Raw genomic sequence first — 21,400 nt, 5'->3', positions numbered from 1 at the left:
GAGGCATAAAATATGGCTGAACCCTGTTACTAAGCATGTTCGGCCGATTTTGCTGGTGTAGACAAAGGCACCTGAGGCTGAGACAAGGCCGCCATAACTTGTTGAGAAGGGCCAAACATTTTCATTTTTCCCTGCACCAGCAACAAAACCTTATTTGTTTGCGAAAGCAATGAAGGGCGATGTGTGATGACCACCACCGTTTTATTCTGTTCCCGCAATTGGGCTATTGCATGGCTCAATGCTTTCTCACCAATATCATCCAGATTCGAGTTAGGCTCATCCAAAACCACCAGCGACGGATTGCCATATAAAGCGCGCGCCAGCCCGATCCGCTGTTTTTGCCCACCAGACAGTCCCATGCCACCAGCGCCAATCACCGTGTCATACCCCTGTTCAAGATTGAGCACCAACTCATGGACACCCGCTTTTTTCGCCGCTTCGATGACCTTCTCAGGAACAACATGATTAAAACGTGCGATATTCTCAGCAATCGTGCCGCCAAATAGCTCAACATCCTGAGGCAGATAGCCAATGAATGCCCCCAGCTCATCTTTGTTCCATTGGTAAATATCGGCATCATCAAGCCGTACCACACCATCTTGCGCGGGCCAAACACCAACCAGCAAACGGGCCAGCGTAGATTTCCCGGATGCGCTCGGGCCAATTACCCCCAGAACATCACCTGACTCCAAGGCAAAACTGATATCCTGCAAAACATATTGGTTATTTTTTGATGATTGGGCAGCCAATGCCTTACTGGATGGCGTTTTACCGGGCGGAACCGCAGATACTTTCTCCAAGCGCAGCATTCCCTTGGGAGGCGGCAATGACATACCGCTCTGGCGTACTGGCTGGGCCTGCAATAACTTATCTAACCGTTGCCAAGAAAGACGGGCGGCGCTCCAGCTCTTCCATGCCTGTATCAATTGCTCAATCGGGGACAACGCCCGCCCCATCAAAATTGAACCGGCAATCATCATTCCCGGCGTAATGTTTCCCTCAATGGCCAACCAGCCCCCCAGCCCCAGAATCAATGATTGCAAAGACAGACGCACGGTTTTGGTCAAAGCGGCAATAGAGGCCGACCGTTCACTGGCGATCCGTTGAAAATTGAGAAAGCGCTCATGCAAGCTGAACCAGCGCTGGCGCAATGTCGGCAACATTCCCAACGCCTCAATGACTTCCGCATTGCGCAAATTAGTACTGGCTAAATTTGCTGAACGTAAAGAGAGATTGCTCGCTTCCGCCAAAGGAGCCTGAGATAACCACTGATTCAACACTGCCAAAGCAATCAGGATGATGGCACCGACCAGAGCCAACAATCCCAAATACGGGCTGAACAGAAAAATGACAAACAGGTAAACGGGGAACCAAGGTGCATCAAAGAAAGCAAACAGTGCATTGCCCGTCAGGAACTGGCGGATGGTTGCCAAATCATTGAGCATCTGCCCGGCATCTGTCGAACCACTTTTTAGATTGGATTCATAGGATGCAGTATAAACCCGCTGATTCAGGCACATATCAAACTGATTGCCAATGCGGATGACCACCTGACTTCGGATATATTCCAGCCCGCCCATGATGGCAAACATGCCAAGCGTAATAAGTGTCAGCATCAACAAAGTCATTTCATTACCGGATGGCAATACCCGATCATACACTTGCAGCATATAGATAGAGGGAACCAGCATTAACATATTGATAAATGCGGTAAATAAGCCAACAGTCCAGAACACTTTGCTGCGTGCACGGATAACATCCGTAATTTCATCCTTCGGAAAGCGTAAGTTCACAGCAATCCCTTTATTATTATTTTCTATTTCGTCACTGCATTCGCAGCACCGCTGAAGGTCATCACCAATTCCCTGCCATCAGTGAGGTAGGCAACCCATTGTTCAGATTCATGAGCAAAGAAAGCCAGACTATTGCCGTCATCATCGGTCAATGTCAGCCCGTCAGGCGTCGGGCGCCATCCTTCAACCGCCTGCCCAATCAAAGCGGTGACACAAGAGTCACTTTTCAGCGACCAAATAGAGCCTTCTGGCAAGCGGGCATCAGTCAATTCAATATTGCATACCTGATGACCATCCGTCAGTTGCCACAATCCTTTTAATTCATCCGCAGGTGGGAGTCTCAAACTACTAGCCATACATCCTCCAGCAAAAAATAAAGATAAAATTATCCACCGAAATCGATATAACACGGTTATCTCCTTTACGATGTGATTTAACATCCATCGGGAATAATACTGCCGAAAATTCAAAGCAATACATAAAACAATACGTACAGGCAATACGCACAAACAATATGCGCAAACAGTAATGTATAAATAATGCATAAGACAGTACGGCAGTATTCAATTACCGTGATGACATTATCAAACGATAAAATCGGCTTCCGTCAACGGCTGTCCAACAACTTTCACCAGAAAATCATTGTGGCCCATATCACCGCCGAGGCTGATGGACAAATCTGTCGCATGATTCGCTTTATCATAAGCCAGCAGCACTTCACCAGCCTGACCTGAAAACGAATCAACAAATTTGAGATCACCGCGACTACCGAAGTTAAACTGAGACAGGTCTATTTTGTCTTCACCGGAAGTGAAGTCGTGGATCCAGTCTGGGTTACTTTTCAGTGACTCTTTACCGCTCAGATAGACAAACGTATCTCTGCCTTCGCCGCCCCAGAGGTGATCACCGCCTAAGCCGCCGTAAATAACGTCATCACCTGCGCCACCTTTCAGGATGTTATCGGCGCTGTTGCCGACCAGAATGTCGTCACCACTGCCACCGATTGCGTTCTCAATCACGACACCGCGGGCAATAGATACATTGCCTTTCAGGCCGCCGACATCAGAAAACGAACCTGCATTCAGATTGATACGCTGGTTTTGAGTAAAACCGGAGAAATCGAATGTATCTTCACCGCCGGCATCCCAGACACTGAATATGAGCTTGCTGTTCGCACTGGTTGCGGTCATGAAGTCGCGGTCAGTATTGGAATTGAAACCGTAGACGGTATCACCTTTGCGGGTTTCCATATTAGCGCCATATAACTCTTGAATGGCAGAGATATCATTCAATAATGGGGCAGATGAGAAATTGCCTTTGTAATCCTGGCCGGTATAGCGCTCCTGAAAATAGCTCATGACTGTATAAGCACGGCTGTCTTCGAAATACTCAGCGACATTCATGTATGTCGGCCTGACTTTATCGGAAGCATCATAATCGGCAGGGTGTTCCAGCCCTAAAGTATGGCCAATTTCATGGACGAATGTCTGGCGTCCATAACCATTTACGCCAATATCATTCTGCCTGAAAGTACCACTGTCAGAGTTATACCAAGAATACGTTTTACTCTGTCCTCTTGGTAAAGTCGCGAATGCATAATCCCCAGTCTTGCTATAGTCAAAGAAGCCAAAAGTAATATCAGCATCCGACAATTTATTGACTTCCGTAAATTTCACATTGGCAATATCAGACCAAGATTGTAAAGAAAGTCGCGCTGCTTCTTTTTGATCCCCATTAAATGAACTGAATCCACTAATATTAAAACGGGGCATGATAGCAGGGGCTGACTTTAAAAAATGGTACGACAATTCAAGCGTGCCGGAAGAGCCTATTTTGCCCTCCCAATGGAAATTAGTTCTCACAAGTTCATTAGGGGCATTATCTCCTAAAGGCTTATGAGCAACACGAATAGTAGGATCATAATTCGGAACGTAGGCTGTGAGTAATGCGTTTACATCCTGGGTGAAATGCGAATCAGATAACCCCACATAGGTATATTTTTTCTTTGAGGTCATATAAATCTCCTGTAAAAACAAGACGAACGTACTTACCCCGAAATATTTATAATAACGGGAACAAGAGTTTTTAATTCTTTCCAAGAGACTCTCGGGAATAAAACTCCAGAACAAAATAGCGCTAGTTACAGCCCGTGTAAAAATAATTGATATATCTTTTTAGAATACAGATTGAACAAATTTGCTTTAATAAACTAATTATTATTTATTAAATGATTTTTTTTGATAACAAAAAAACAGTATTATTCAATATTGAATAATACTGTTTTTATCTACTATGAATTGATCTTAGGACAGAATAATTTATTACCTTTTTCCTTTGATCAATTTGTGCTTTTTTTAGGCGACTTGAAAGACGACGACATATTTCCTATGGATTTCGAATTGCGTCGAGGCGGCAAGGGAGTGACAAATTCGTCGGGAACGAATTTTAACAGCCAAAGGTCGAGAGGCCGGAGCCTCTCATAATCCCCGGGAGCATAGATAACCGTATGTTAATAAAAACGGTGACCGGGGTGAACGAGCGCAGCCAACAAAGAGGCAACTCGAAAGACGACGGGAATAACGGGAATAAATCAAAAATCCCGCTCATGCGCATACACAGACCAAATACGGCGAACATGTACCGTGATCTCTTCACGATCGTGATACAAATGTTTCGCCTGAATCTGCGCATTCACGCCATTTTCTTTCAGTTGCTGTTCTATTTTCTGCAAAATATGGTCGACTTCCTCGTAGCGCTTCTTCATTGGCAATTTCAGATTGAAAATCGCCTCACGGCACCAGCTTTTTACCAACCAATCTGTCATTAATTGGGCAACTTTGGCCGGCTTCTCAACCATATCGCACACTAACCAATAAACATTTTTGGTGGCTGGCTCAAATTTGAAACCATCTACACGGTGATGCTTCACCTGCCCGGTATCCATCAAGCTATCAGCCATGGGGCCATTATCTATCGCCTGAACCAACATACCGCGTTTCACCAGTTGATAAGTCCACCCGCCCGGACACGCGCCGAGATCGACAGCCCGCAAGCCACTGTCCAGACGCTCTTCCCATTCGTCATAAGGGATAAAAACATGAAATGCTTCTTCAAGTTTCAGCGTTGAGCGGCTTGGCGCATCAGATGGAAACTTCAGGCGAGGAATACCCATATAGAATCTGGAGTTATTATTACTGTAGGAATAACCCACATAACAGCAACCCGGAGCAATAAAGAAAACATGAATGACTGGGCGGTTAGGGCTTTCCTTGGCAAGCAACAGTTTTTCCTGACGCATCGCATTGCGCAATGGAACCGTAAATTTACGGCAGAATTTCATTAATTCTTTACTTTCATTCGTATCCGGCACTTCTACACGCAGATCACCCGCGCGTTCAATCACACCAGCCAACATCCCCATAATCGGAGTGATACGATCTTCCTGCGGCAAATCTTTTAGCAGCTCGCCCACAACCAACATTTGGCGGGCAAAAATCAACTCGCTGAACGGGATCTCACGGATCAAACGATCCGCATCTTCAACCTGATAACATTCAAACAGCACATATCCGCTGTTTTCTTTCACGCGGGCAAAGCCGTAGATCTCTTTCTTGCCCGCTTTATCGGTAATTTCTGCCGCACACTCTTTTTCAAAACCCGGGCGGCAATATAAAGCAACTTTATTCATGGCTAAGCGCCGATTTCCTTAGACGCAGAGCGCCAATTAATACACATAACCAACCAATGAGAAAACTCAGCCCACCAATTGGTGTTAAATAGACTAAAAATTTTAACGGTAAAAAGGCCAGACAATAAAGACTGCCACTGAACAACACAATTCCCGCTGTGAAAAAAATGCCACTCCAACCAAATGGCGTCACAGGCTGACGCATCAGCAATGCTGCCAATGCCATCATGGCAAGCGTATGCAGCCCTTGATATTGCAAACCGGTATGGATCCATTCCATTTGGCGGGGCGTCAGGATAGACGCCAGCATATGCGTCCCCATCGCCCCCAAGGCCACATAGAAAAAACCGCTGATACCCACAAAAATAAGCATGGCTCGACTGTTCACACATAACTCCTGTTTCTGGTTGCCCGTTATTGGATATATTGAGTGATAAATCCTAACCTTTCTTGTTCAGACGCGGCTTGCGTCAAGATCCATTTCCGAAACGCCGCAATCTTGCCCAATTCTGCCTGATTATCATGACAAACCAAATAAAAGGCATTTTTGCTGACCAAAACATCATTAAATGGGCAAACAAGACGCCCGGCATCAATTTCATTTTGTGCCATAACATTATTGGCCAACGCAACCCCCTGACCATGTACGGCCGCCTGAATCACCATTGAGCTGTGGCTGAATATCGGCCCTTGCTGCACATTGATCTGCTGCTGCATATCAAGTTGGCGAACATAAGCCTGCCAGTCACGCCGAGAAGAATCGTGCAATAAAGTATGATTGGCGAGATCAGCAGGTGTTTTCAGCGGGCGATCTCCCGTCAATAACGCCGGAGAACAAACAGGCAATAAATATTCGGGGTAAAGGCGATCTGTCCGCATGCCCGGCCAATTTCCCCGGCCATAAAAAATGGCAACATCGACATCATCTGCCAGTTTATCTTCTTCCCGATCCACCGCTTGGATCCTGACATCAATCCCCGGAAAGCTCTGATTAAAGCCAGAAAGCCTGGGCACCAGCCACTGAATGGCAAAACTGGGGGATAAGCTGACCGTCAACGCCCCCTTGGCACTACGTGCTTGAAGTTTACGGGTGGCATCATTGATAGCGGTAAAAATTTCTTTGATATCGAGATAATAACTCTGCCCGTCTTCCGTCAAAAGCAATGAACGATTACGGCGACGAAAAAGCTTTAACCCCAGAAAATCTTCCAGACTTTTCATCTGATGGCTAACAGCGGCCTGAGTCACAAATAATTCCTCTGCCGCCTTAGTAAAACTTAAATGGCGGGCAGCAGCATCAAAAACGCGTAACGCATTGAGTGGAGGTAAACGTTTGGACATGTGCTTTTCTTATATGGTGGTGACGATACCGGTAACTCTTTTCATCCAGGTATTAGTTTTTATAATCCGAATCATTATAATTTGTCCATTGATGATATACCAGCAAATCCCTATAGTGTGCGCACTTCCTAAGCCGGAACGAAAAGTCTCACTGTAGCAATACATTGAAACTTTTGGCTTTGTGGTTGTGATGTTGTGTTTGCAAGTTGTCTGGGAATACCAGACTTTGTAGCTTAAGCTACTGTTTTTTTTCACTTCCTGTACATTTACCCTGTCTGTCCATAGTGATTTTTTTAATGCACCGCATTTGCGGTGCTTTTTTTCTCAACTTTCCTGTAGAATCCCTTCTTACTTGGTTAAAGAAAAACTTATTCTTTATCACACAACGATTAAATTAACATCATTTATGAAAGCCTTTGACTCAGAAAAATTCCGCGCACAATTTCCGGCCCTGCAACATTCGACGACATTTCTGGACAGTGCAGCCACAGCATTAAAACCATTATGTATGATTGAAGCAAGCCAGCACTACTACCAAAACCACAGTGCAACCGTTCATCGCAGCCAACATGCGACAGCACAGGCTATGACAGCCCGTTATGAACAAGCACGTGCTTTGGTCGCGGAATTAATCAATGCGTCATTGCCTGAAGATATCGTCTGGACAAAAGGCACCACGGAGTCCATTAACCTGATTGCGCAAAGTTATTTTCGCCCTCGTCTGAATGTAGGTGATGAGATTATTGTCAGCGAACAGGAGCATCACTCCAACTTATTGCCGTGGCTGATTCTGGCAGAACAAACTGGGGCAAAAATCGTAAAATGGCCGATTGGCGATCAATACCAGCCAGAAATCGACACTCTCGCAACATTACTGAACGAAAAAAGCCAGTTGGTTGCCATCAGCCAGATGTCGAATGTCACCGGTGCGACGGTAAACCTGGCTCAAGTTACCGCACTCGCCCACCAATATGATTGCCGGGTAGTGGTTGATGGCGCTCAGGGGATCGTGCACGCTCCCGTCGACATGCAGCAACTGGATATCGATTTTTATGCCTTCTCTGCGCACAAGTTGTATGGGCCGAATGGTGTGGGGGTGCTGTACGGCAAAAGTGAATTGCTGAATGCAATGTCTCCGTGGCACGGAGGCGGAAAAATGCTGACTCAAGTTTCATTCGAGGGCTTTACACCGGAAGCGGTGCCTTACCGTTTTGAAGCGGGCACCCCCAATGTTGCTGGCGTAATCAGCTTTGCGGCAACACTTGAATGGCTGAAAACCGTTGATATCCAGCTCGCTGAATCCCACGCCATTGGCCTGACGGATTACACCGAACAGCAACTCAGTTCCCTGCCGGGTTTTATCAGCTACCGTGCGGCAGGTTCCAGCTTATTGTCTTTCAATATCGCTGGAATACACCACAATGACTTGGCAACATTGATTGCAGAACAAAACATCTCCCTGCGCTCAGGCCAGCATTGTGCTCAGCCATTACTGGATGCCCTTGGAATAAACGGCTGCCTGCGCACATCCTTTATGCCTTACAACAATCGGCAGGATGCAGATAAATTGATTAGCGCTGTAAAATTCGCGTTATCGCTGCTGGATGAGTGATATTGTTTTTTCACTCGGAGAAAGGTTTACGACTCAGATAGTAAACCTTGTAATAAAGGAATATTCCATATGGAATTAAAGCGTGTTAAATATTATGTGGTGCTTATTGCAACTCTTGCAATATAACCAAAACCACTCTTTTCGGTATATCCTGTCATTTTCAATGTGACCTTTATAGAGTTGGTTAAAGCAAATAATAGTGTTGCTTGCATTCACATAATAAGTGCAACATCGTTATGAACGAAGTAAATGAATGTAACCTCTAATAACGAGAAAATCCCGCTTTGCCTGTTCCATCTTTACGTACCGATTCAATTTGACCTCAATATCGACAAACAACGGCTATCGTAGCCGTCATTTTGATACTCCGCTAATAAAAAATATATGAATATCAGATTGACGCTTTGGAAGTACAATTAAAATAATTATAACTGATTTTTATTTAATGCTTTATTTTTTAATCACAATGTAAAATCTTATTTTTATCAGGTAGCAAAATGAAAGAAAAAACACAATATGATTATATTGGTGATTCTTATGAATCGTTATACAACTCAGTTCCCCAACGGCAGACAGAGCTTACCAATATACTCAAAATGGCCGGAGACATTGAAGGAAAGTCAGTTCTGGATTTAGCCTGTGGCTGCGGCTATTTTGGTCGTGAATTATTTCACCGGGGGGCAATAAACGTCGTTGGTATCGATATCTCTGAGAGAATGATTGCTATTGCGAAAAAAAAATCTGAACAAGCGGGTGATAACATCGAGTTTCATGTTCGGAATGTCAGTGAAATGGAATCATTCGGGAAATTTGACATCATTGTTGCTGTTTTTTTATTCCCTTACTCACAATCGACTGAAGAACTCGAAAATATGTTTCAGGTTGCCGCTAACCACCTGAACTCATCAGGTAAATTAGTCGCTTATACGGTTTCACCGGATTATCAGTTAACACAGGGAAACTTCGAAAACTACGGAGTAAGATTTTTGCGCGAAGAACCCTGGCAAAATGGTTTTCGTTGTCATGCAGAATTTCTTACCACACCGCCAAATCCTTTCTCATGTTATCGCTGGAGCCGTGAAAGTTACGTAACTGCCATCAAAAAAGCGGGATTCAATCATTATAGATGGGAAAAGCCCATCGTTGCAGACAGTGAAATTGAGCGTTACCCTGCGGGTTTTTGGGATAGTTACCTGAACAATTGCGCCCATACCGGGCTTGTTTGCCAGTTTTAATCTCTGCCGGTTGCCTTTCAAGCTGCATTACAGCTCTATTGGCAACGCCGGTTAAGATAGCACTATTCCTTGCGAAAAAATGATCATTAACCATCATTATTTTCTTTTTTATCAGTAAATTGGATAGCACATATTTATGTTCAGTGCCAGGAAATAACATGAATTCATTGAAGTCATTTTTTGGCCTTTTCCACTGTGTTATCTGGCAACCCTGGCTGTAAATCGATCCAGATATCTAAGACCTGCCCAAAAAATGGTGGAATTTATGACTCAACATCACCAAACGGAAGTCAATAAGAGGCTGATTCACAAGCGACAAAACTCCTTCCGGGATAAGTTCTAAGTTCAGCCTGTGCTAAAAACATTTAAATTTTATCTAGTTTCCAGATTTAGCCCTAAGGTACATGTCATAAATGGCATCATACTTACCCAAATCCCTTAATTGTCTTCCTTGATCGTCTTTCACTGATTTACCTTCATCTTGCAGCCTTTAAACGTTGTCTACAACCCGTTTTTTTCAATGACTTTAAAATTATTTAATAATCATTATTGCCATATTTGATATATTTTCTATTTTGACAGGTAAATAGCCTCTATCCTTTACAGTTGTTGGTAATGGGATATTATGAATACATTTTCCTTTTCAAGCAAATTACACAATGAAAAATAAAAAAATCGCCTGTAAAAGTATAAATATGGCTACCTTTAACTTTAAAATATAGCCACATATGATGTAAAAGTGAGGTTTATTTTTCTAGTTGTGTAAAATCATGATCAAAAAATAAATTTTGCAGTGCAGATTCAACGTCATTCCCTATTAAGCAAAAATAATCATCATATCCACCATAAAAACTACCAGATTCAGATAGAAAAAATGTCATGTGTTCAGAAAAACCTAGACCTATCGGGCATAACTTATTTCCTATTATGCTTTCATAATGCTCTACCCACAATGGATCTAAGCAATCAGCCGGTTTAGTGGGTGTAAAATCACTCACATCTATATCTGTGGGGTCAGCATAAGCCTCATGCTCAATCTTTATTTCACCTAAATTATGAAAAAAATTCATAGCATTATTATGAACATAATAACCTTGTTCCTCTAGTACATATAAATATTTATCAATATTTATTGACCTATTTGGATACCAGCCACTTCTCAGTAGCCTTTCTTTTATTACATCATTAAATGAATAATACATATTCTATCCTGCTAATTAATGCCTGCTTATGGTATATTGTGAACAAATTTAAATGTTACCCAACATGTTTTGCAACGAACTAATAATTAATGACATAAACGATCTATCGATCTAATGATAAAACTAAAAAGAAAAGTAGTTCTTTGAAGCTGAGCACATTTCAAGGTTCATCAAACGCGGATATCCTTACCTATAGTGGCGCCGGGTAGATTTAAGCAAGCCAAAAACTCATCAAAATTAGTGTTGCAAAAATGGGAGGATGGCCATAATTTTTCTTTGGCGAGAAAAACTCTTACTATAGCAACTGACTACCTTTTCAGAAATTGCACGTATTAGTTAAATCCAAGCGATAATATTATTATTCGATTACAAAGTATATTGAATAGAGTAACTTACTGATATTTCAGTATATAAGCCGCCTAAAAACAACCTAATGCAGGCTAGCGTCTATTAAATTAAACAACCTCTTTCAATTAGGAAATATTTGCACTTGGTGATCACCTCAGTGATCACTTTTTAATAAAAAAATCACAAAACATTAACTACACTATACAACATTATAATAATTCATACTCATACTTATATATTTTCTTCAATTCACCATAATCTACCATCTTGTCGAGAACACCTTGGATATATTCCTTTTCAAACTCAATACTATCTCTTTCGAAATACTCTAATAAACGCCACACGTCAATTACCCTAGGGTTATTAATGTAATTATTTATATCAACAATTACTGTTGGTTCAGGTGTTATTCTTGTGAACCTAATCCCTTTTCCATGTTTAACAAAATCCCATGACTCATCACCAATTTTAATTTTCCCACGCTTTGGAAAATCCAATAACCAATTAAAATCTTTCACTTTTGGATAGCTTTCGAAAAAAAATCGAGATAATTTTTCCTGTAATTTTATAAAATCAATAATATCTTTCTTCTCAATTATAGCTTTCATATATTAGTACCTCACTCTCGCTTCAGCCGCCTGAATCAATAAATTATCACCTTGTTCATCTGTAACATTAATCACTCTAACAGGTATTTTATTAAGACCTGCTTTTACTGCAGATTCAGCTCTATGATGCCCATCTATAATAATCATCTTTCCATTTACATTAGCTACTTCAACTGGATATTCAATATCATAACCATTTTTCTTCATATCCTTTACATATCTCTTAATTTGTGAGCCTGACATTTCATTTCTATTCTGTATGCTGATTAAAACCCTAGGATTAACGTATTCAATGACTGTATCATTACTTTTATTCAAATAAACATAAATCGGTGGAATATCTGCGACAGGAAATATCAAAATATAATCGCGAAAATCCTTTTCCTCCGGTGCAGGCGTGGTCAGCTTAGTTGGCCCGTTATCTCTTGCATCCGGTATCGGTGTTGATGTGCTGTTTCCCCCAATTTCATTCGGATCTTGCTGTGGGTTGACGTAAGCACCATCCCGCCAGTCCTTTTCCTCGGGGATCGGCAATCCCGGTGTCTGGCCCGTGGCTTGGGGATCCAGCACGGCGACTTTGACATTGACGGTCGCATCTTGTGGAACCGATTTATCAATATCCTGCTGGGATAATCCACCGGATGTAGCATTCCGATACCAGACCAATGTCGGCGATGAAGCCCCATCTTCCCAAAATTCATACCGATTTAAAGATTTATTATACTGCACATGGCGGACTTTAACCTTCTCCATACCTGCGTTCTCAGCGGTATGGTATCCCACTGCGGTTAGCTGCCCTGTTTCTGCATTCTCCACAAAACGGTAACGAACCCGTGTTTCCGCCGTGCCTTTTTTGTCAGCAATTTTCTTTAAGTGTTCATGGCTGTATAAATCATCAGCATCGCCATTCACCCAGTTCCGTAACATCATCCCTAACGCCATTGCAGACGCACTGGCAAGCTGATAATCGCGAGTCAGGCTGGACTGAATTCCCTCCAGTGTTTGCCGCTCATTTTTGGATAACAGCGGTTGTGATCCCTTGTTCTGTTCGTCATTACCCTGATTGGCTGCTTTCGCCGCAGCGCTTCCCACGATAACCGCATTTGTCTGTTGCCCCGCGACCATAGCAACTTCTATGAGCGGATGCGCTTCTGCGCGCCCGAACACCTGATTTCCCACCCAGGCAAGCGCCTGGAAAATTAACGGTTCAGAGTCATTCTTCTTACCCTGGTTTGCCGTTCCTATCCCGTTCGGATTCGGCACGGTGTGGTAGATTTGCATCTGCCCGAAGTTGCTATGCGGCTCCATATCCGTCCCAGCATCAGTACAACCCGGCGGTTGCAAACAGGATTTGGCAAAGACCGGTTTAGCGATACGGGCGATTTCCAATACATGTCGGCGGTTATGACTCGGTCGCGCGATAAATCCGGGGTAACTGGGATCGGGGTAGTATCGTGAAGCTAACAGCGCTTCTTGTGTCCAGCCTTCCACTTCCGGGGTGGCGTTACTGATTTCCCCCGGCACCAGTTGGTGATAAGCCCCTGTGCCTTTTGCTGTTGCCACCGCCTCCGCTGGGGATTTCTCAATCAGCTGTTCCGCTAATTTTTGCGCATCCACGTGCAGGATCATCGGTTTCGGCGGTAAATCCTCTTCCCGCAAAACACCCTGACCGTCGGTCACGCCATTGGCCTTCACAATGCCATCCCAGCTTTTCAGGGTATAAGGAATGCCGCCCAACGGCTTGCCCTGATTGTCGATCAGTTGGAATTCCAGCCAATGCTTGAAAACCTGATGGCAGGATACGCAGTCTAATCTTCCTGTATTACTCATCAATGAAGTCCTTTTTGGTTAAGACGCGAAGTGTTAGTGCCACTTTCCGCCAGAAAGTCATGAAAGGTCAGCGCCTGAAGGCCGGAGCCTTGCTGACGACGGTGTTTCAGCCAAGAAAATAAACGTTGAGGCAAAGCGCCACTCGGTGTATCCAGTTTCATCGCCAGCTCGCCCTGCTCTTCCCACAGTTCATAGGCCAGTGACTGGGCGTAGCCTTCCAGGGCCAAATCAGACTGTTCCCACGCGGTAATCAAGTGCGGCTCCAGTACAAAAGGGCGCTCAATCTGGCTTATCGGGCAGCCTACCGGGCGACTGAAAATCGTCGGTGTCGGCATGTCAAGCATCACTTCAGTGACCGGATTCAACAGGGATGTCCAGTCCGTTGGCTGCATGGCGGGCATCAATACCCGAATAATGCGGGTATCCATCAGGCGGAAGACCACCTGTTCATCCCGCAGGGTCGCGAATTGATGCCGCTGCCAATGCGGTAACTGTGCCTGCCAAGCCACCTCGCTACGGTACGCCCAGCCCCAGCTTTCATCACTGAGCGCCCGACGATCCAGCAAACGCCCAAGGGAAGACAAGCTGTCTGCTTTGGGCTGAATTAGCCACGGCCCTTGCTCCATCAAGTGCGCCAGCGGCGTACCGCTGTAAAGCGGAAAGGCCTGCGCCACCCAATCATTGGCATAAAAGATGTCAACGGGATTGGGCACCGCAAGCTGATTGACGATCAGAAAAACCGGGGCTTTATCGGGCGCGCTGAACCATGCAGTCCAACTGAAGGGATGATTAGCCGCTGCCGTCATGATTTCCCTCCCGGTGATTTGATCACCCATGCAGCACTTTCCTGCGCCTGCAAGGCACAATATTTTTTGACCGGAAATTTAACTTCAGGCAGCGGCGGAACGCCTTCCGGCAATTGCAGTGAAACACCCCGTCCGCTGCTGCCAGAGCCTGCCCCCACATCAATCATGGAAGACTGAATGCTGCCCGGTGTGACTTTGATAAACGCGCCTCCTACTTTCAGGCTGATTTCCGTTGCCGCTTCCAGCACGATTTTGCCGCCGCTTTTGACGTGGGTTTCCTGCGCACTTTCACTGACCAGTGCGTCACCGGCCTGTATATGCTGCGAGCCAGTAATGCGGTGGGAAACATCGCCTTCGGTGCTGTATTTACGGCTGCCCTGCACCTGCGAGTGTTCATCCGCCTGAATGTCGATGTAATGGTTATTGTCGATACGCTGTTTTTGGTCGTGCTTGATATGCCAGAGCACGTCATTTTCGATATGGGCAGTAAAATCCTTCTGGCCGTGGATATAGACTTCTTCGCGGCCTTTTGCATCCTCAAAGCGCAGTTCGTTGAACCCTTCGCCCTTATGGGTATGGGTTTTGAACGTGGTGCGGGTTTTCTCTGCCGGTAAATCCAGCGGCGGGCGGTTGCGGCCGTTGTAGGTACAGCCGGTCACTATTGGTCGGTCGATATCGCCATTGAGGTACGACACGATAACTTCCTGACCAATGCGGGGAATCGCCATAAAGCCAAAACCATGCCCGTTCCAGCCCTGTGCTACACGGATCCAGCAGGACGCGCCATCACCCGGCTCGTCGTAACGGTTCCAGTGGAAATGCACTTTAATGGCGCCGTGTTCGTTAACGAAAATCTCCTCGCCTTCCGGCCCGACCACGATAGCCACTTCATCCCCATCGGCCATTGGTTTGTAACGATACGGCGGACGCCAGTCATCCCAGCCCGGGATAAACGTGAGGCTATTGGTCAATGTTGTCCCTTCCCCCGCAGCGCCGTCCGCTTGGGGCTGCACACCGTGATGCGTGATGCTCACCACCTGCCAGCGATCATTCATGGCGGCAATCGGATGGCGGCTAAGGGTAAAAATTTTGCCCGGCCGCAACTGAATGCAGTTAGTGGTGGCCGAACCCATCTTGCTGCCGCTGTTGAGTTGGTTCAGACGCAACCCAGAGAGCGGTTTGCCCTCCGCATCCAACTGGAAACGCCCGTAACTTTCAAACACCCCCAGCCCGCGCCCCTGTTCCAGCATGGCCTGATGCTGCAAAGGATAAGACGGGCGCAGGAAATTATTGTCTTTGTGGGTAAACTCATCGGGGCAGAGAAATTCGCCGTAACGCCATTGGGAAACCGTCGTGTCCGTGTTATCCGTTTCCGCCTGTGCGTTATAAGTCAGGGACAAGCCTGCCAGCATGCCGAGGTGGGAATTGCTGTAAAAAAATTTGTCTTCCTCAAACCAGAAAATAATCCCCTCTTCCGCCGCCAATCGGCACCAGAAATCATAAGCCGACTCTCGCTTTTGCGTAGTGTATTCCCGCACGGGGTGATGGCCTTCCTCTGCATAGAATTTGCTGTCCGATGTGATCTGGTGCTCTTTCAGCAATTGCTTGAGAATATCCGGCACGGACTGACGATGAAAAATGCGGCTGTCCTGATTCAGTGTCATGCGCCACATTGCCGGCCGGATGGCAAACGTGTAATAGGTACGGCGACCGTCACTGTTACCTTGCTCGGCACTGGAGATGATGCCATTGACGGTGCGTTCCACAACGCCATCGCGTATCACGGTCAGGGAAGCCGCCATCCCCAACTGTTCACCGAGGGCGATATTGTCAAGGGCACTGACCACCGTCAGGCTCAGGTGATACAGCTCTGACAGGGCTTCGCGCAAACTGAAATCCACCACCTGAAAGGTCGTTTTGGGCAGTTTGCCGATGTGGCAGGTAAAGACTAATCCATCCATTGTTGATCCTTACATAAGAGGACGATATCCCCGGAGGGGAAGCGGTGACAGGCGCCATTGTTCGCCGGAGGGCTGGCAAGTGACGTCCATCAACATCAGCATGTCGTTGCTGAGGAAAAACGGCAGGAACTGGTAGAGCGCATCGGCAAAGCGGAACAAGGCTCCCCGGCTGGCATACGCGCTTTCATCCAGCATCAGTTCGAGATACAGGCAACGGTGCGGTTGCCCCCTGACCAGCCGATCTTTCGCCTCAGAATTAATGGACTGGATCCCCGCAATCATTCGCTGAAGTTGGCGGCTGACAGGGCGATCATGGTCGGGGTAAAAATCGTAATCCCGCAACAGTTGCTTAAATGCATCGGCTGACAATAGGACGTAACCGCTGGTGGCATAATGAGACAGCAACCGCCAATGCCGCTGGCTGTCAATCACGGGCGGATAGCTGGCTGAAACGGGTGTGACGGTCTTTATCTGAAAGCGATCCGGCAGGCTTTCAGTGAGGCACTCCGAACCGACAGGCAGTGTGATCGGCTGTGAGTTAAATCCCACAAAATGGCAGGTAAACTGGCGTCTGGGAGGTTGTTCCATCAATTTTGCGTGGCTGTCATAAAACACCAGCGCATAGTCCAATCTCCCCAACGCATTCCGGTTCACCTCCAGCCCATAAAACCACGCGTCATCGTATTCCGATTGATGGCGGGACAAGCCCGTCAACTGACTGACCGGATAAAATTGACCGGCTTCCCCACGCGCCTGCCCAGCTTCATTGGGTTCGCCTTTCAGGGTCAGTGCCGCGACATGCAGCAGCCCCTGCTCCGGGGTCAATGGCAGCGGGTAACGGGCGGTATCCGGTTTGAATCGCTGAGTAAGCCGTTCCCAGCGAAGATTGACCACCGGCACACAATGCAGCAGAAACGCTTCCGCTATCTGCTCATCTGACAGCGGCAGCAACGTGTCCAGATTCAGGGTCAGCGTAAATGTGCGGTTGTCGGTCATCGGCAGACGCCGCGATTGCACTGGGTACGGCATATCCAGCGTCAGGAAATGGTGGACATGGGGCAAATAAAACGATTCCAGCAATATTTGCGGTGCCCAGTTGCCCGCTGCAACGGGCGGCGACAAAATCAATCTGTCCGTTCCGGAGCGCGGCGCAAATCTCAGGGTTTCCATCACATACGTTTGCCCGTTATGGTGCAATTCGCCGCGATAACAATATCGGCACAACCCCAGCAATAAGCTGTCCGCGACCGATTCATCACGACTGAGAAAGAACTCAATCGGCTGCACATCCCAATGATCATCTTTACCGGTATATTCAAACGTCAGGGTGATTTGTGTTTCCTGATCCTGATGCGTGATTTCCCGTCCAATCAACATGATTGGCTGAACATCACAGTCTCGCGAGATCATAAAAGTCTGATCGACAAGTGTCTGAATTTTTGTGCCGGACGGCAGTGAAAATGCAAAATCCGCGTCTTTTCCACCTTCAATCTGCATAATGCAGGTGGCGGGAATGCCCTTAACGGACTGTGCCTGTAAATTTCGCAATAACGGCTGGGTCAGTTCAGGAAAGGCATCATCAATTTTCTGGCGTGGACGCGCCATTAACGCAGCGAATCCTTCTTTTAAGCGCTCAACATCCGGATCCCGCCCACCGAGTATATCTTTCAGATGGGGCTTTTCTTCACGCGCCAGTTTTCCCAATTCCCGCAGGTAATTCAGTTCTTGCTGAAAATAGCGTTCAAATTGATCCATCAAGCCGCCCTTTTGCACCTATGTCTGATAGCTTAAAAAATAGGAAAGGATGCTAAACAATTTTATGGTGAAACAAAAACCAATTGATAATAAATATTAAATAATACAGAAAAGTAATAATGTGAATTTTAGTGAAATACTCTGAATTAACAGGCTTTATGGTGGCAGGACGTGATCATAAACCGTATCTTTATTAAACACTTTTAAGAAATAAACACTTTTTCCAATAGTCTGAAAATTTATCACTTCAACAATAATTTGATATTCATCACGCTTTTATTTGTTGTTATCTACCAAAGACAGTGCCTTTTCTGACTATCTATCAGCCAGAAAATTTTAGTATTAAACGGCTTTCGTTTAAGCACACACCTGCTATGATCCGAAAACCTCACGCAGAGGAATAGGCGATAAACCCACAGCAAGATAAATAACCAATGACACAACCTGTAGAAACTATCCTTGCTCCGCATCCGTTTGGAACAGAAATCACGGAGCAACAACTTATTGAGAACTTCCGGCAGTGTAAATTGTGGGAGGATCGCTATCGGCAACTTATCGGCCTTGCGAGGAAGCTTCCCCCTTTAGCCGATGAACTCAAACAACAAAATATTGAAATGTCCGGCTGTGAAAATCGCGTTTGGTTGGGGCATCAACGATTATCTGGTGGCTCCCTGCATTTCTACGGTGACAGCGAAGGCCGGATTGTAAAAGGGTTATTGGCCGTTATCCTGACCGCAGTGGAAGGTAAAACGCCGGAGCAGGTTTTACAAGCTCCTTTAGCTGAACTATTCCAGCAGCTCGGCCTTGAGCAGCAACTCAGTGGTTCAAGGCTCAATGGCGTGAAATCCCTGATTAATACTATTCAGGAAATTGCCCGCAGCCATACTTTATAAGTTACAAGTATTCAATAAATTAATCAGCGACTGAATTCAATAACTCTTCAATCCAGTCGCTTTTCTGCGGGGATCGTATTACAACGTATTTTCCCGTTCGGCTTTCGCCACCATCTTTTTCAATGCGTGGGAAACCGCAACAAAACCAAAAGTTGCCGTAACCATCGTTGCGGCCCCAAAACCAGATGCACAATCCATCCGTTTTGAACCGTCCGCAGTACTTTTCGCTGCACAAACAGTGCCGTCAGATTGTGGATAAACCAACTGTTCCGTTGAAAAAACACAATCAATACCTAATTTTCCCTTACCATTTTTCATAACACGGTAATCCGATTTCAGGCGCTCTTTGAGTTTGGCAGCCAAAGGGTCTTGTACTGTCTTTGCCAGATCCACGACCTGAATTTGGGTCGGATCAAGCTGCCCACCAGCCCCGCCCGTTGTGACAACGGGGATCTTGTAACGACGGCAGTAAGCCAGCAGTGCCGCTTTTGGTCGTATGCTGTCAATGGCATCAATCAAATAACTGAATTCTGTGGACATCATTTCTGCCACATTATCCGGGGTGACAAAGTCGTCAATGCAAGTCACTCGGCACTCTGGATTAATGGCTCGTATCCGTTCAGCAATCACTTCAGTTTTTGGTGAGCCGATATTTTGTACCAATGTGTGCAATTGGCGGTTGGTATTAGTGATACAGACATCATCCATATCAATCAGTGTGATGGCGCCAATGCCTGTACGCGCCAACGCTTCCGCCGCCCATGAACCCACGCCGCCGATCCCCACCACACAAACGTGTGAGCGAGCAAATAATGAAAGCGCTTTCTGGCCATATAACCGGGCAGTACCGGCAAAACGCTGAAGATAAGCATCTGAGAGAGAAACTTGCATTGTTAAATAAATCCTGCATAACACCTATTTCTTTTCTCATTGAAATAGGTGAATTGATTAGTTGAACTGGAAGGGATCTTACTGGTTTGCCGCCAAAAAACCAGATGAGGGTTTCTTCAATACCCAAACACGGCCATAATGATTATAAAAACCCGCGGCTTCACCTGCTTTTTCACCAACACCGTGATAGATGTCAAAATGATGTCCTTTAATCGCGCCACCAACATCCAATGCCACCATCAGGCGCATCCGGTACTGTCCGGTAAATTTGCCTTTTTCATCCAGTATCGGAATTTCCGCCAACAAAGCCGTTCCGGGCGGGATCAGTGATCTGTCAGATGCCACCGATGCTTTAGCAACCAGAGGAACAGCACTGGCTCCTCTGACATAGGTATAAGGTTCAGGCCTAAAGAAGACAAACGAAGGATTGTGTTCCAGCAATTCTCTGACTTCAGCTTCACTGTGCTGCTCTCCCCATTGGCGGATCGCTTTCATTGACATTTTGTTTCTGGGAATCTCTTCCCTGTCAATCAGCACCTTGCCAATACTGCGATAAGCATGCCCATTTTTTCCACCATAACCAAAAAAGGTCATAGGAAGACCATCACCAAAGTCAACATAACCACTTCCTTGTACCTCCATCATAAAATTATCCATCAGGGAATTACTGTACCCGATAATGAATTTCTTATTCAGCGCGCCGCTGTATATGGCTGCGCGATTTGGTAACCGGACACGTGATTTAGTCGGCATCCGGTACAAAGGATATTTAAATTCCCCCTGTTTAGCATGCCGAGCATGCACGACAGGCGTGTAATAGCCGGTAAACTTCACATTACCGTAATTATCTTCACCTTCCATTTGATAAGCGAGCAAACCGTATTGGCTCAAATGGCGAGTATCACCACCTGAGAGCATCCAATGAGTAATCGCATCAAATGTCTCACGGTTATTACTATAAAGGCGGGGAGACGATTCACTGATAAAGTTAACTTGGGTAGCAAAATCCCGGGCATTAACAGGAATGCCTTGAGCATTAGGTATATTAACGAGCTGAAGATCTTGGGTGATGCGGCCATCTTTATATTGTTGCGCTTGATCTACTGGCCGATGACATCCCGCCAATAACGAAATGACAAATCCACATAAGATATATTTGCCCCAAAGTTTCATGTTTATGCCTTATCTCCAACCATCGCGATCCGACGACGAACAATATCAAACACAAATAAATAATGAAATGTAGTTAGAAAAAAATAGCTTAGCATTCGATAATGCCCGAACGTGTGAAAACAGAACAATAAGGGCATATTTTAACCAAAAGACTAACAAATTCAGTAAATATCAATAAAAAAACTTGCAACGGAGCCGTTCGAGAGTATAGTGTGCCCACATCGGACGCGGGGTGGAGCAGCTTGGTAGCTCGTCGGGCTCATA

At 45.7% G+C, this 21,400-nt stretch carries 17 protein-coding genes; 3 read left to right on the top strand and 14 right to left on the bottom strand.

Going from position 1 to position 21,400, the window contains the following annotated elements:
• Positions 1–29 precede the first annotated feature (29 nt).
• From FE392_RS11100 to FE392_RS11075, 6 genes are all read right to left on the bottom strand, one after another.
• Positions 30–1,793, bottom strand: a complete 1,764-nt coding sequence (locus tag FE392_RS11100) for a type I secretion system permease/ATPase (RefSeq protein WP_319930290.1) — start codon at positions 1,791–1,793, stop codon at positions 30–32.
• Positions 1,794–1,816: 23 nt separating this feature from the next.
• Positions 1,817–2,149, bottom strand: coding sequence for an AprI/Inh family metalloprotease inhibitor (locus FE392_RS11095; RefSeq protein WP_319930289.1), 333 nt, complete (start codon positions 2,147–2,149; stop codon positions 1,817–1,819).
• Between the two features lie 228 nt (positions 2,150–2,377).
• Entirely contained in the window at positions 2,378–3,808 is a 1,431-nt protein-coding gene (locus FE392_RS11090; RefSeq protein WP_319930288.1) for a serralysin family metalloprotease, read from the bottom strand.
• A 575-nt stretch (positions 3,809–4,383) separates the two neighbouring features.
• Complete coding sequence (rlmM, locus tag FE392_RS11085) at positions 4,384–5,481, bottom strand: 23S rRNA (cytidine(2498)-2'-O)-methyltransferase RlmM (protein ID WP_319930287.1); 1,098 nt, start codon at positions 5,479–5,481, stop codon at positions 4,384–4,386.
• Complete coding sequence (locus FE392_RS11080) at positions 5,474–5,869, bottom strand: DUF423 domain-containing protein (RefSeq protein ID WP_319930286.1); 396 nt, start codon at positions 5,867–5,869, stop codon at positions 5,474–5,476. Before FE392_RS11080 ends, rlmM begins: the two co-directional genes overlap by 8 nt.
• A 26-nt stretch (positions 5,870–5,895) precedes the next feature.
• Positions 5,896–6,822, bottom strand: a complete 927-nt coding sequence (locus tag FE392_RS11075; RefSeq protein WP_319930285.1) for a transcriptional regulator GcvA — start codon at positions 6,820–6,822, stop codon at positions 5,896–5,898.
• A gap of 406 nt (positions 6,823–7,228) precedes the next feature.
• Between FE392_RS11075 and csdA the strand changes: the two genes are divergently transcribed.
• Both csdA and FE392_RS11065 read left to right on the top strand, forming a co-directional pair.
• Positions 7,229–8,434, top strand: coding sequence for a cysteine desulfurase CsdA (gene csdA / locus FE392_RS11070; protein WP_319930284.1), 1,206 nt, complete (start codon positions 7,229–7,231; stop codon positions 8,432–8,434).
• A 497-nt stretch (positions 8,435–8,931) separates the two neighbouring features.
• On the top strand, positions 8,932–9,669 hold the full coding sequence (locus tag FE392_RS11065) for a class I SAM-dependent DNA methyltransferase (RefSeq protein WP_319930283.1): 738 nt from the start codon (positions 8,932–8,934) through the stop codon (positions 9,667–9,669).
• Between the two features lie 746 nt (positions 9,670–10,415).
• On the opposite strand, the gene FE392_RS11060 is transcribed toward FE392_RS11065, so the two are convergent.
• The 6 genes from FE392_RS11060 to FE392_RS11035 form a co-directional block, all read right to left on the bottom strand.
• Complete coding sequence (locus FE392_RS11060) at positions 10,416–10,871, bottom strand: SUKH-3 domain-containing protein (protein WP_319930282.1); 456 nt, start codon at positions 10,869–10,871, stop codon at positions 10,416–10,418.
• 557 nt (positions 10,872–11,428) lie between these two features.
• Complete coding sequence (locus FE392_RS11055; RefSeq protein ID WP_319930281.1) at positions 11,429–11,827, bottom strand: DUF6896 domain-containing protein; 399 nt, start codon at positions 11,825–11,827, stop codon at positions 11,429–11,431.
• A gap of 3 nt (positions 11,828–11,830) precedes the next feature.
• Positions 11,831–13,657 (bottom strand): S-type pyocin domain-containing protein, encoded by a 1,827-nt coding sequence (locus FE392_RS11050; protein ID WP_319930280.1) that lies wholly within the window; start codon positions 13,655–13,657, stop codon positions 11,831–11,833.
• A complete protein-coding gene (locus tag FE392_RS11045; RefSeq protein ID WP_319930279.1) occupies positions 13,657–14,493 on the bottom strand; it encodes a DUF4123 domain-containing protein in 837 nt (278 codons plus the stop codon). The genes FE392_RS11050 and FE392_RS11045 overlap by 1 nt, the downstream gene beginning before the upstream one ends.
• The gene (gene tssI, locus FE392_RS11040; RefSeq protein WP_319930278.1) at positions 14,460–16,424 is read right to left on the bottom strand and encodes a type VI secretion system tip protein TssI/VgrG; all 1,965 of its coding nucleotides are present in this window, start codon (positions 16,422–16,424) and stop codon (positions 14,460–14,462) included. Before tssI ends, FE392_RS11045 begins: the two co-directional genes overlap by 34 nt.
• A 9-nt stretch (positions 16,425–16,433) precedes the next feature.
• Positions 16,434–18,179: a type VI secretion system baseplate subunit TssF gene (locus FE392_RS11035; RefSeq protein WP_319930277.1), complete on the bottom strand. Its 1,746-nt coding sequence runs from the start codon at positions 18,177–18,179 to the stop codon at positions 16,434–16,436.
• A 434-nt stretch (positions 18,180–18,613) separates the two neighbouring features.
• On the opposite strand from FE392_RS11035, the gene csdE reads away from it, so the two are divergent.
• Positions 18,614–19,072, top strand: coding sequence for a cysteine desulfurase sulfur acceptor subunit CsdE (gene csdE, locus FE392_RS11030; protein ID WP_319930276.1), 459 nt, complete (start codon positions 18,614–18,616; stop codon positions 19,070–19,072).
• A gap of 78 nt (positions 19,073–19,150) precedes the next feature.
• Here the strand turns inward: csdE and tcdA are convergent, their stop codons facing one another.
• Both tcdA and mltA read right to left on the bottom strand, forming a co-directional pair.
• The gene (gene tcdA, locus FE392_RS11025; protein ID WP_319930275.1) at positions 19,151–19,963 is read right to left on the bottom strand and encodes a tRNA cyclic N6-threonylcarbamoyladenosine(37) synthase TcdA; all 813 of its coding nucleotides are present in this window, start codon (positions 19,961–19,963) and stop codon (positions 19,151–19,153) included.
• A 78-nt stretch (positions 19,964–20,041) separates the two neighbouring features.
• The gene (mltA, locus tag FE392_RS11020) at positions 20,042–21,136 is read right to left on the bottom strand and encodes a murein transglycosylase A (protein ID WP_319930274.1); all 1,095 of its coding nucleotides are present in this window, start codon (positions 21,134–21,136) and stop codon (positions 20,042–20,044) included.
• Positions 21,137–21,400: the final 264 nt, after the last annotated feature.

It is taken from the genome of Xenorhabdus santafensis (assembly GCF_033949405.1).
In the GTDB taxonomy this organism is placed as follows: domain Bacteria; phylum Pseudomonadota; class Gammaproteobacteria; order Enterobacterales; family Enterobacteriaceae; genus Xenorhabdus; species Xenorhabdus santafensis.
Note: the sequence above shows the minus strand (reverse complement) of the source record. Positions and strands in the feature narration are given on the sequence as shown.